Annotated in this window: 10 protein-coding genes; 4 read left to right on the forward strand and 6 right to left on the reverse strand. The window is 37.1% G+C overall.

The genetic code is table 11. The features are described from left to right. The first annotated feature begins 39 nt into the window (after positions 1-39). Positions 40-2,832, forward strand: a complete 2,793-nt coding sequence (gene uvrA, locus BW951_RS02435; RefSeq protein ID WP_076390324.1) for an excinuclease ABC subunit UvrA — start codon at positions 40-42, stop codon at positions 2,830-2,832. Between the two features lie 271 nt (positions 2,833-3,103). Then, the gene (locus BW951_RS02440; RefSeq protein ID WP_076390325.1) at positions 3,104-3,874 is read left to right on the forward strand and encodes an alpha/beta hydrolase family protein; all 771 of its coding nucleotides are present in this window, start codon (positions 3,104-3,106) and stop codon (positions 3,872-3,874) included. Between the two features lie 400 nt (positions 3,875-4,274). Here the strand turns inward: BW951_RS02440 and BW951_RS02445 are convergent, their stop codons facing one another. Further along, positions 4,275-5,192, reverse strand: a complete 918-nt coding sequence (locus tag BW951_RS02445) for a ClpXP adapter SpxH family protein (RefSeq protein WP_076390326.1) — start codon at positions 5,190-5,192, stop codon at positions 4,275-4,277. A gap of 246 nt (positions 5,193-5,438) precedes the next feature. On the opposite strand from BW951_RS02445, the gene BW951_RS02450 reads away from it, so the two are divergent. Next, positions 5,439-5,807 (forward strand): winged helix-turn-helix transcriptional regulator, encoded by a 369-nt coding sequence (locus BW951_RS02450; RefSeq protein WP_076390327.1) that lies wholly within the window; start codon positions 5,439-5,441, stop codon positions 5,805-5,807. A 192-nt stretch (positions 5,808-5,999) separates the two neighbouring features. Here BW951_RS02450 and BW951_RS02455 read toward each other — a convergent pair whose 3' ends face one another. The 4 genes from BW951_RS02455 to BW951_RS02470 all read right to left on the reverse strand — a co-directional run bounded on the left by BW951_RS02455 (position 6,000) and on the right by BW951_RS02470 (position 8,493). Beyond that, positions 6,000-6,500 (reverse strand): endonuclease V, encoded by a 501-nt coding sequence (locus tag BW951_RS02455; RefSeq protein ID WP_076390328.1) that lies wholly within the window; start codon positions 6,498-6,500, stop codon positions 6,000-6,002. Positions 6,501-6,568: 68 nt separating this feature from the next. Then, the gene (locus BW951_RS02460; RefSeq protein ID WP_076390329.1) at positions 6,569-6,931 is read right to left on the reverse strand and encodes a VOC family protein; all 363 of its coding nucleotides are present in this window, start codon (positions 6,929-6,931) and stop codon (positions 6,569-6,571) included. After that, the gene (locus BW951_RS02465) at positions 6,928-7,371 is read right to left on the reverse strand and encodes a GNAT family N-acetyltransferase (protein WP_076390330.1); all 444 of its coding nucleotides are present in this window, start codon (positions 7,369-7,371) and stop codon (positions 6,928-6,930) included. Before BW951_RS02465 ends, BW951_RS02460 begins: the two co-directional genes overlap by 4 nt. A gap of 75 nt (positions 7,372-7,446) precedes the next feature. Next, positions 7,447-8,493 (reverse strand): M28 family metallopeptidase, encoded by a 1,047-nt coding sequence (locus tag BW951_RS02470; protein ID WP_076390331.1) that lies wholly within the window; start codon positions 8,491-8,493, stop codon positions 7,447-7,449. Between the two features lie 88 nt (positions 8,494-8,581). Here BW951_RS02470 and BW951_RS02475 point away from each other — a divergent pair, with 88 nt between their 5' ends. Then, positions 8,582-9,721 carry an aminotransferase class I/II-fold pyridoxal phosphate-dependent enzyme gene (locus tag BW951_RS02475; protein WP_076390332.1) on the forward strand — a complete coding sequence of 380 codons (1,140 nt, stop codon included), beginning with the start codon at positions 8,582-8,584 and terminating at the stop codon, positions 9,719-9,721. Positions 9,722-9,898: 177 nt separating this feature from the next. On the opposite strand, the gene BW951_RS02480 is transcribed toward BW951_RS02475, so the two are convergent. Further along, the gene (locus BW951_RS02480; RefSeq protein ID WP_076390333.1) at positions 9,899-12,625 is read right to left on the reverse strand and encodes a sodium-translocating pyrophosphatase; all 2,727 of its coding nucleotides are present in this window, start codon (positions 12,623-12,625) and stop codon (positions 9,899-9,901) included. Positions 12,626-12,895: the final 270 nt, after the last annotated feature.

The following is a 12,895-nucleotide window of genomic DNA, read 5'->3' on the forward strand; positions in this document are numbered from 1 at the left end:
CCGCTAAAAATTCGTAATTTTGTTAGTCTTAATTTTACTATGGCTCATATAACAGAAATAGATATTAAAAAACAGATTTTCGTTAAGAACGCACATCTTAACAATCTGAAACACATAGATGTTCTTATCCCGAAAAATAAACTGATCGTCATTACAGGAGTTTCCGGAAGCGGAAAATCTTCATTGGCATTTGATACGATTTATGCGGAAGGACAGCGAAGATATGTAGAGAGCTTAAGCTCTTACGCACGTCAGTTTTTAGGAAAGTTAGAAAAACCTAAAGTTGATGATATTAAAGGTTTAGCACCTTCTATCGCGATACAGCAGAAAGTAATTTCTTCAAACCCGAGATCTACCGTCGGAACTTCCACAGAGATCTACGATTATATGAAGCTTCTTTTTGCAAGAATCGGGAAAACCTATTCTCCTGCTTCTGGTGAAGAGGTGAAAAAAGACTCGGTTTCGGATGTAGTGGATTTCATCAAATCTTCTAAAAAAGATACTTCATTTTTATTAACGGCTCCTTACGATTACGATGCCGCGAATTTTGGTGAAAATTTAAATGTTCTGAAATTAGCAGGTTTTACGAGACTGGAAATCAATGGTAACGTTGCAGGAATCGAAGATTTGGAAAGTTTCGGCTTTACTCCCGAAAAAGGAATGAAAATTAATCTGGTAATAGACCGCTTCACTTACGAAGAAGATGAGAGCTTTTTACAGCGTTTGGCAGATTCTATTCAGATGGCTTTCTATGAAGGTCGCGGATATTGTTCATTGAAAAACGTTGATACCGGAAAGATCAAAGAATTTTCAAATAAATTTGAATTGGATGGAATCGAATTTTTAGAGCCGAATGTCCATTTTTTCAGTTTTAACAATCCTTACGGAGCCTGTCCGACTTGTGAAGGATACGGAAAAGTCATCGGAATTGATGAAGATCTTGTAATTCCCAACAAAACATTGTCCGTTTTCGAAGATGCGGTTGCTTCATGGAAAGGCGAAAGCATGAGCGAATGGAAAAAAGATTTCATTAAAAAAGCAAAAGATTTCCCGATTCATAAGCCTTATCATCAGTTAACCAAAGAACAGAAAAAATATCTTTGGAAAGGAGACGGAAAAAGCACGTTCCCATCGATTGATAATTTCTTCAAAATGCTTGAGGAAAACCTCTATAAAATTCAGTATCGTGTAATGCTTTCCCGTTATCGCGGAAAAACGCTCTGCCCGACTTGTGAAGGTTTGCGACTGCGTGAAGAAACGAGCTGGGTGAAAATCGACGGACACAATATCCAATCGATGATCGAGCTTCCTCTGGATGAGCTTTTCCCTTTAATTAAAAGCTTAAAATTATCCGAACACGATCAGGAAGTTGCCAAAAGACTTTTATATGAAATCACCACCCGACTTGAGTTTTTATTAAAAGTCGGTTTAGGATATTTAACCTTAAACAGAACATCCAACACGCTTTCCGGCGGAGAAAGTCAGAGAATAAATTTAGCAACAAGTCTGGGAAGTTCTTTGGTGGGTTCCATTTATATTCTGGATGAGCCTTCAATCGGACTTCACTCAAGAGATACGGAAAATTTAATTGAAGTTTTAAAAAATCTTCGTGACCTTGGCAATACGGTAATCGTTGTGGAACATGATGAAGATGTAATGAAAGCCGCCGATTATATTATTGATATCGGTCCGGAAGCAGGTTATCTTGGTGGAGAATTGGTTTTCGCAGGAGATTACAAAGAACTGAAAGATGCAGATACATTAACTTCAAAATATCTTACCGGAAGACTGGAAATTGAAGTTCCTAAAAAGCGAAGAAAAGGTAAAGAATGGATTCACATAAAAGGAGCACGACAAAATAATTTAAAAAACATTGATGTAGATGTTCCTTTGGAAAATCTTGTTGTAATTTCGGGGGTTTCCGGAAGCGGAAAATCGACTTTAATGAAGGAAATCCTTACCAATGACATCCAGATTCAGCTTGGAATGGGAGGTAAAAAAGGAGATTATGATGCTGTGGATTTTCCGAAAAAACTGATCCAGCATATTGAACTGATCGACCAGAATCCTATCGGAAAGTCTTCAAGATCCAACCCTGTAACGTATCTTAAAGCCTATGACGACATCAGAGATCTTTTCGCCAAGCAAAAAGTGGCAAAAATGATGGGCTACAAACCTAAACATTTTTCCTTCAACGTAGATGGCGGAAGATGTGATGAATGTAAGGGAGAAGGTGTCATCAACGTTTCCATGCAGTTTATGGCAGACATTGAACTTGAATGTGAAGTTTGTAAAGGAACCCGCTTCAAAAGCGAAATTCTGGAAGTAAAGTACGACGAAAAAAACATTTCAGATATTCTTCACATGACCGTGGATGAAGCTTTGGAATTTTTCAAAGATAATAAGGAAGAAAAGATCGCAACCAAATTAAAACCTTTACAGGATGTAGGTTTAGGATATTTGCAGTTGGGACAGAGCTCTTCTACACTTTCCGGCGGTGAAGCACAGCGTGTAAAACTGGCATCCTTCCTTGTAAAAGGGGTTACAACAGATAAGACGTTATTTATTTTTGACGAACCTTCAACGGGACTTCATTTCCATGATATTCAGAAATTGCTGAAGTCTTTACAGGCTTTGATTGATCTTGGACATTCTGTGATTGTGATTGAACATCAACCCGATATCATTAAATCTGCAGATTACATCATCGACATCGGTCCTGAAGCCGGAAAACACGGCGGTAAGGTTGTCTTCACCGGAACTCCCGAAGAACTGGCAAAAAATAAGAAATCTCATACAGCACGATATATTAAAGAAAAGCTGGAGAACTAAATAAGAACAGAGAGTAAAAATTACTCTCTGTTTTATATATCTAAACCTGTTAAAGTAAAACGTTCGAAAACTCTATGGGGTATGAATTTGCAGACATAATATTCGGAGGACGTTTGCGTTCCGTAGGAACGCTATCTTTAGAACATTTTTCGTAGTATCGATATTAAACCTACGGATTGATTGATAGACTTACTCCTGTTTCTACACAGATTCTGCTCTTAAAGGAGCAAAACTCTTTTACTTTAAATAACTTCACTGATTTAACTTTACCATGAAATATAATTCCATCTTTTTATTCTTAGTTGCTTTGGTAATCATGAGCTGTTCAACGAAAAAAAATGCAAATCTGAACAGCAATTACCCTGTAAAATTAGATACTCTGACAATGTTTGATAAATCGAGAAACCGCAAAATTCCGGTTGCTTATTTCAGTCCCAAAACCTCAGAGAAAATTTCAAAACAACAGATCGTTATTTTCAGTCACGGTTATGGTGCCAATACAGGGGGAGATTATTTAAAGTATTCCTACTTAACAAAGAATCTGGCTTCAAAAGGATATTTTGTGGTAAGCATTCAGCATGAGCTTCCGACAGATCAGCTTATTCCTTCAGAGGGAAAACCTCAAATCGTAAGAATGCCTTTCTGGGAACGTGGTACAGAAAATATTTTATTTGTTTTGAATGAACTAAAAAAAACGAAAACTGAGCTTGATTATAAACATCTTACTTTAATCGGACATTCAAACGGCGGAGATATGACGGCTCTTTTCGCCAATAAGTATCCCAATTTTGTGTATAAAATCATTACCCTGGATAACCGGAGAATGTATTTGCCCAAAACTTTGATTCCGAAAATTTATACTTTACGCTCAAACGACTATCCTGCCGATGAAGGAGTTTTGCCGACAATGGAAGAGCAAAAAAAATTCCATATCACTGTTCAGCCAACAAGTATTAATCATGGAAAAATGGATGATAAAGCAAATGATCAGGAAAAAGCATCTTTAAATCTTTTTATCGAACAATATTTGCGTGAAAAGTAACCTCGCGATTTATTAACGGAAAGATAACAGACAGTTGTAAATTTTAACATTCAGTATATTGTTTGGCATAAAATTTATTCCTACATTTACTATGAAATACAACTGAAGTGGAAACATATTTTGCATTTTTCAGCTTTGAAATCGCAATTAAATTTATAAAAATTTAAGCACAGCATTGTCGGCTGTGCTTTTTTATTGTTGTCTAATTAAAAAAATGAGATGTATTTATCTACTGGATCTGCTCCTAAAGAGCAGATTCTTTTAGTTTTAATCTTATACATTTTAAGGTTAATAAAAGAATTCATGTACAATAATTGATTTAGCTACAAAACAACAAAAACCGAAAATTCTTTGAATTTTCGGTTTCTTAAAAAAACTTGCTAAATATTAATGAAATTAATTACGATTTCAGGGTCCAGATTGAACCGTTTTTGGTGGTAAGCTTTTCAAGCGTTCCTTTGTCGGAAAGCTCATTTAATAATCTTTCGCTTTCTTTTCTCGGCGTTCCCGATAATTCTGAAAACTCTTTTGCGGTAAGTGAATTATACTTTGCAAAAAGACTTTCCCAGTTTTTGGAATATTCAGATTTCTTGGTGTCAGAATTTACTCTCAGAACAGCAGTTTCGTAGAATGCATACGGTTTTGAGCCGTAAACAATCTCTCTTTTTCCTGCATCATTGGTAAAAAACATGGTAGGAAAACCGCGAACTCCCATTTCTCTGGCAAGCTTCAGATCTTCCTGAAAAAGTTCTTTTCCTCTTCCTTCAAAGTCTTTTTTCAACTGATCTGTATTCAATCCTACTTTTTTGGCTGCTGCTGCAATATGTTCCCATTTTGCGATATTTTTCTTCTTCAAAAACACCATTTCACGAAGTTCTCTCATGAAATCCAGTGCTTTTTCCCTGTCCTGCATCTGTGCCGCTTTAAAGGCGATAGAAGGCGGATAAGAAGAATCCAGCGGATCCTGTAACCAGATATCACCGTCGATCGGCATATCGTAATACAAACTTACTTCATCCCAGTGATGCGCCACGTCCGAAGGTTTGCTTATTCCTCCGCTGTTGTAGCTCCAGTCCGGAAGAAGACCTCCCATTCTGTATTCTATATCTACGTTATCTCCGTATTCCAGTTTTAATTTTCTCAGTTGAGGCTCAATTCCCCAGCATGAAGAGCAGATTGGGTCTGTAAAGTAAATCACTTTTACAGGTTTTTCGTCAGTCATTACATCAATATTCCCAATTTCAAACTTTTCTCCGGGAACTTCACAAACTCCTGTCGCAGGATCGCATAATAGCGGATTTGTAGATCTGTTTTCCATTTTTTTACTTTTGTCACTTTGTCCGCTACAACTGCTTAAAGCCGCCGTGAGGAACACAAATGTTAGTATTTTATTATTTATCATTTTTTGTGATGATAAAGGTTTCACACTTTTTAATGTTACTACAAATCTAATATTTAATCATCATACTTTGGTAATGGATTTCCTTTTAGAAACTAGTTTCCTCGAGGAAACTACCTTTCTGTTTTTTTATTATCTTTACAGCATTATAATTTATCTGAAATCATGAAAAAAGAAGCCAATCTGAATATCACTCCTATCTGCAAAAACCGTATGAACGCCATTAAAGATTCAATGGAAATTTTATCGGGAAAATGGAAGTTTCACATTTTGGGAACCTTAATGCAGAGTGAAAAAATGCGTTTTATGGATCTTTTAAGGGAAATTGACGGAATTGCTGCCAAAATGCTTTCAAAAGAGCTTCAGGATATGGAAATCAATCATCTCATCAAACGTACTGTTTTAGACACAAAACCCGTAACCGTGGAATATGAAATCACAGAATACGGAAAAACTATTGAGCCGATTATTGATGAAATTGCAAAATGGGGAATTGAGTACCGAAAATCTCTTTATCAAAAAACCGACAAATAGATTCTGCCGGTTAAAAAACAAAAATTGATATGGATATGATTGATATGTGTTTAAACGTTGATTTTTGTTAAAACAAATTTATATTTATTTAGACTTAATAAAAATAATATTTGAATGATATTTGTCACTTTATAGAAAAATCGTACAAATCAAAGTTTAACAGGTGTTTTAGTCGTTGAAAATTAAAATATTTTAACTTCGGGAAAGCTGATCTAATTTTTTAAGTAATGTCGGAATTCTGAAATTTCCGTGCATCCGTTCTATCTTTTGTTTGATTTCATCTACATCTGCTCCTTTTGCAGTAAGAAACAAAGGTGTTTTACTTTCTCCCCGATAAATGATTCTTCTTCCGGAATCCGGACTGTTAAAACCGTTCTTTGCAATTCCGACTACCGGAAATTTTTGGTCTAAAGCTTCGTAAAGATGCCCTCCAAGTCCTATTTTCCCTTCTTCATCCAGAGTTACATAGCCATCGATAATGATAACATCGCCTTGCTGAAGTTGAATTTTATTTAAAAGACTGAGAATACAGGGTAATTCTCTTTTGTAAAAAGCTCCGCTTTCGTATTCTGAGGTAATTGTTGTTTTCTCGGTGAAAATTTCTGCTTCCTGTTCAGAATTCCAATCCTGAAAGGCTAAACAGACTGTATGGGCATAATCGTCGTAATAATAGGTATCGAAAGCGTAGATCATTCTTCGTTTGTGGTTGATTAATTGCTTTTAAATGAAAGTAATGTAATTTTTCTCTTAGTTACAATTGATTAAAAAAATTCTCCGAAATGCCACAAAATTCCGCAAGGATCATGAACAAAACATTCTTTTCCCCAATCCATCGTTCTCACAGGCAAAATTCTTACTTTCTCATATTTTTCAGTAAGATGTAAACTGATAAGTTCCTGATAAAATTCGTCTGTATTTTCAACTTCTACAAAAAGCATGGTGTTATCAATCCAGTCTTTTACATAAGCATCCTGAAGATAAAAAGCAGTCTCATTCCATTTAAACAGAGACATTTTAGCATCCAGAACCACCTCTTCAAAACCGAGATCACGGTAAAAACTCCTGCTGATTTCAAAGTTTTCAGAGCCTATAAAAGGACGCATTGATTTTATATTCTGTTTCATTGTAATCTGTTTTTCCAGTGATTATAAGTCATTTCAAATTTTATTTCATTCTTTCCGTGAACTCCGTTTTCCGTCCATCCGGATTTTCTGTAGAATATCTCCGCTCTTGTATCTGGAGAAGTGCTCAGCCAGATTTTCTCATTCGTCTTGGCAAAATACCAGTTGAGCATCGTATCGTGAAGTTTTCTCCCGGTTCCTTTATTCTCAAATTCCGGATGAACAAAAAGCGCCCAGATGCTTTTCTCTTTGATATCTACAATTCCAAATCCCAAAATTCTGTCATTATCTTCACAAACCCAGCCTTTTCCTCTGTTAAAGAGAAAATTCTCACAATCCTGATCTGTAACAAGACTCGGATCAGATAACATGTTTTCTTTCACCGAATTTCTTACGATTTGGATCTGTGGAATATCTTTCAGCTCAGCTTCACGGATTTTCATGTAAATTTTAATTTAAATAAAAAGGCAAACTGCTGATCTGCTAATTTGCCTTTTGTATTGTATTTTTTAATTCAATTATTTCTTATCTACAACGATTCTGTCTGGTCTGTTGGCGATTTCCCAAGCCGTTGTAAAAACCAGTTGGGTTCTTTTAGCCAGCAGATTATAATCTATTTTCTCTACATCATCCGTTGGTTTGTGGTAATCTTCGTGGATTCCGTCAAAGAAAAATGCTACCGGAACATTATTTTTTGCAAAATTATAGTGATCTGATCTGTAATACAGTCTTTCCGTATCATTCGGATCGTCATATTTATAATTTAGCTCAAGATTATTGGTTTTTTTATTTGCCGCTTCATTAATTACTTTTAACTGAGAACTCAGCATTTCAGATCCAATGACATATACATACTGTTTTCCTCTGTTTTCAGGATCATCACGACCGATCATATCGATATTCAAATCAACCACGGTATTGGCTAAAGGAAAAACCGGATTATCCGTGTAAAATTCAGAACCAAATAAACCATGCTCCTCTCCCGTTACGTGAAGAAATAAAATGGATCTTTTCGGACCGTTTCCTGCTTTTTTAGCTGCCTGAAAAGCTTTTGCAATCTCCATTACCGCAACCGTTCCGCTTCCGTCGTCGTCTGCTCCGTTGTAAACTACTCCGTTTCTTGTTCCTACGTGATCGTAATGACCGGAGATCACAACAATTTCTTCCGGCTTTTCAGATCCTTCGATAAAGGCTAAAATATTTTCGGAATCAGGAAGATTTCCGCCGCCTCTTTTCTTCATGAAATCAGACGGAACTTTCTGATAATAGGATCCCAAAGCTTTAGGATAAGAAATTCCTAAGCCTTTATAGTAATTCACCATGTATTCTCCTGCTCTTTTTTGTCCCGGACTTCCCGTATCTCTACCCTCCATTTCATCGGAAGCAATTACGTACAGGTTTTTCTTTAGATCTTCTGCCTTAATTTCCTTATACGCAGCCAAAAAAGCTTTATCGCCTTTTGCGGCAGATGAAGTTTGAGTTGCCCCTGCATCGGCTGCATTTTTTGCCGTTCCGCAGCTTACCAGTATAGCAATTGAAAATAGTGGAATGAATAATTTTCTCATTATGGAATAATTTGCCTAAAAATAACAAAAAATATTTAATCTTTTACGGAATGCTATTTTTCTTATATTTGAAATAAATGCAAAAAGTATGGAGAATATCTACGGATTCAATCATTACTCTTTTTTTACTGAAATGTCTGAACTGGCAACCCAAAACAACAGTTTTGATCTGTCTTTAGGTTTGCCGGATTTTGATATCGACCACCGTTTGCGGGAGTATCTGAAAGAAGCTGCAGATCTTAACAGCCATAATTATGAACCACTTGCAGGAAATCCGCTTCTGATAAAAAATATAATCCGTTTTAATCTCAAAAGAAAAAACAGCATCCGATTACAGGAAAATGAAGTAACCATTGTTCCCTGTGCAACCTTTGCTTTATATACTTCCCTTAAATCTATTCTTAATCAAGGAGATGAAGTTATTGTTATACAGCCTTCTTATTATACCTATGGTCCATCCATTTTTCTGAATGGGGGCATTCCTGTCTATTATGATCTTGACAATAATTTTTCGGTAAATTGGGAAAAACTGCAAAGTTGCATTTCTGAAAAAACAAAAGCTATTATTGTAAATTCTCCACAAAATCCAACCGGAAAAATATGGTCTGAAAGCGACTGGAATCAATTATACAGCATCATTAAAGATCAGGAAATTTATCTGATTTCGGAAGAGATTTACGATACGTATTGTTTTGACGGAAAGGAACATTACAGTTCGTTTCTTCATCCTGAACTCAAAAAAAGAACCTTCTGCATTTTTTCTTTTGGAAAAATGTTTCATTCTACCGGATGGAAAGTCGGCTATCTTTTGGCACCTGAAGAATTAACGGCGAAATTCCGCTGTCATCAACAGTATATTTCCTACAGTGCAAACGCGCCCTGTCAGTACGCAATAGCCAAATATCTGGAAGTTTTTGATCCTTCACAGAACCAGATTTTAATGCAAAAAAAACGCGATCTTTTTAATGAACTGATTACAGAAACGCCTTTCATTGTTGAACAAAAAGCAGAAGGCGCCGTTTTTCAAATCGTGAATTTCAGAACTATTTCAAAAACAATGACGGACGTAGAGTTTTCGAAATGGCTTACCATCGAGAAAAAAGTAGCGTGTCTTCCTTTATCTGCTTTCTACAATTCCAGACAGAATTCAGATTATGTACGATTCAGTTTTGCTAAAAATGATGATCTGATTATTGATGCGCTTGAGTATTTAAAAAAGCATCTTTAAAATCATTTGTAAGCTTAAAGATCTTCACCTTTTATTTTTAGATTTCTCCTTTGTCGAAATGACAGCATGAAATATTTTGTTTCGTTAGTTGAGCAGATTTCTTGGCAAGAAAATTTAAATGATATTAAAAACAAAAGCACCGCATGATGCAGTGCTTTCAATATTTAAAGTTGATTTTTACAGAGACAAAACTCTTACATCAATTCTTCTGTTTTTTGCCATACATTCGTCGGTATCGTTGGCTGCGCAAACAGGATGCTGAGAACCGTATCCTTCTGCTTCCACCCTGTCTCCGGAAATCCCCAGTTCCAGCAGTTTCAGTTTTGCAGTCTGAGCTCTTAGATTGGAAAGCTTCTGGTTGCTCTCTTCATTTCCTGAATTATCGGTATAACCTCCCAATTTAATTTTTAAAGTTGGATAGGCATTCATAATTTCAACTAAATTTAATAGCTGTACTTCAGAACCCGCTTTTAAATCACTGGAACCTGTCTCAAAGTAAAGATTTTCTATCGTAAACCATTTATTCGGATCCAAAACTCCCTGATCTTTATTTTTAACCGAATTGTACATCTGATACAACTGGCTTCCTTCTCCGATTTTTATCTTTTTTCCTCCGTCCAACTGAATTTCCTGAATATTTCCTGTATCATAGACAAAGTCACCGCTTTCATTAACGTAGCCTTTAATTTCCTGTGGAACAATTGCTGCTGATCCTGTCTGATTAGTTAATGAATCTGCTGAAACACCAGTTAAAGCTTCAATTTTCGCTTTTCTGTTGGCATCTATTTTATCTTTATGTAAAACAGCGAGTGTGGGAGCAATCACCAGAGAAACAATCGACATCAGTTTAATCAAAATGTTCATCGAAGGACCGGAAGTATCTTTGAACGGATCTCCTACCGTATCTCCTGTTACGGAAGCTTTATGCGGTTCAGAGCCTTTGTAATAAGTCTTTCCGTTGATATCGACTCCTTTTTCGAAAGATTTTTTAGCATTGTCCCAAGCTCCGCCTGCATTATTCTGGAACATTCCCATTAAAACACCGCTTACTGTAGCTCCGGCAAGAAAACCTCCCAAAACTTCAGGTCCGAAAATAAACCCGATGAGCAAAGGGGAAACGATGGCAATAGCTCCCGGAAGCATCATTTTTCTGATGGAGGCATCGGTGGATATGGCTACACATTTTTCATATTCCGGCTGCGCTTTTCCTTCTAAAATTCCCGGAATTTCGCGGAACTGTCTTCTTACTTCTTCTACCATTGCCATTGCAGCCTGTCCCACTGCGGTAATTGCCAATGATGAAAAGATAAACGGAATCATTCCGCCGACAAATAATCCGGCAAGAACATCGGCTCTGTAAATGTCAATTCCGTCAATTCCTGCAATTCCAACAAAAGCCGCGAATAAAGCTAAAGCCGTTAAAGCAGCAGAAGCAATCGCAAAACCTTTTCCTGTGGCTGCCGTTGTATTGCCTACTGCATCAAGGATATCCGTTCTCTCACGAACTTCTTTGGGAAGTTCGCTCATTTCAGCAATTCCTCCTGCATTGTCCGCAATCGGTCCGAAAGCATCAATTGCCAACTGCATGGCTGTTGTTGCCATCATTCCGGCTGCTGCGATGGCAACGCCATATAATCCTGCGCAAAGATATGATCCGTAAATTCCGCCTGCCAAAACAATAATCGGAAGCAGTGTAGATTCCATTCCTACAGAAAGTCCGCCGATGATGTTGGTTGCATGACCTGTTGAGGACTGTCTTACAATGCTCGATACCGGTCTTTTCCCCATCGCTGTATAATATTCTGTAATGATGCTCATTAAAGTACCTACAACCAATCCTACCATAATTGCCCCAAAAACGCCCATTTTAGAGAATTCATGTCCTCTGAGAACCATTTTGTCGGGCAAGATATAATTTACCAAAAAATAAGACGCTACAGCGGTAATCACAATGCTCCCCCAGTTTCCAAGGTTTAAAGCATTCTGCACGCTTGATGTGGAAGAATCTTCATTGTCATTAATTCGGACAAACAGGGTTCCGATCATTGAAAAAATGATTCCTGTTCCGGCAATCAGCATTGGGAGAAGAATCGGGGCAAAACCACCGAAAGAATCCTGAGAAATGGTTTCTCTTCCCAAAACCATGGTTGCTAAAACCGTTGCTACGTAAGAACCGAACAAATCGGCTCCCATTCCGGCAACATCTCCTACGTTGTCTCCTACGTTATCTGCGATAGTTGCAGGATTTCGAGGATCGTCTTCGGGAATTCCTGCTTCTACTTTTCCTACCAGATCGGCTCCTACATCTGCTGCTTTGGTATAAATTCCGCCACCCACTCTTGCAAAAAGGGCAATGGATTCAGCTCCCAGAGAAAATCCTGTAAGAATCTCAATTGTTCTTTCCATTTCGTGGGAATCCACGGTTGCGTCGGGTGCAAAAATCTGTTTGATGATTAAGAATAAAGCTCCCAATCCTAAAACAGCCAAACCGGCAACGCCCATTCCCATTACGGAACCTCCTGTAAAAGAAACCTTTAAAGCTTTAGAAAGGGATGTTTTGGCAGCCTGTGCCGTTCTTACGTTGGCTTTTGTGGCGATTTTCATCCCAATGAAACCCGCAGATGCGGAAAATATTGCTCCGACTACAAAGGCAATCCCGATACTCCAGTGCGAATTGGCATTGCTCATCCCCATCACCGCTAAAAGAATAGCTACCACAACTACGAAATAGGTTAAAATCTTGTACTCGGCTTTCAGGAAAGCCATTGCACCGTCAGCAATATGTCCGCTGATAATTTTCATTTTTTCATTTCCGGCATCCTGCTTACTTACCCAGTTACTCTGAAAAAAAGTATACAGTAAAGCAACGACACCAAAAATTGGTACTAACACAAATAGATCCATAGTTTAATATTTTTTTGGTAATAGATTATTAAATATAACGAATAATTTCTATGGATTATGTTAAAATCTTTATAAGTATTTCAAAATTAGCAGTTAAACGATTAAACGGATTGAATTTATTATGTTTGAAGTGACTGATGTAAAATATATGGCTGATTAGAGAAATCAAAAGAACAATGTTGCAAAAATTTTTGGTGGAATGAAAATCTCTGAGGTTTTGGTTAGCAATCTATTAAGACTGATAATTACTAGCCCTGATTGAAACGGCAT

It is taken from the genome of Chryseobacterium gambrini (genome assembly GCF_900156825.1).
Lineage (GTDB): Bacteria > Bacteroidota > Bacteroidia > Flavobacteriales > Weeksellaceae > Chryseobacterium > Chryseobacterium gambrini.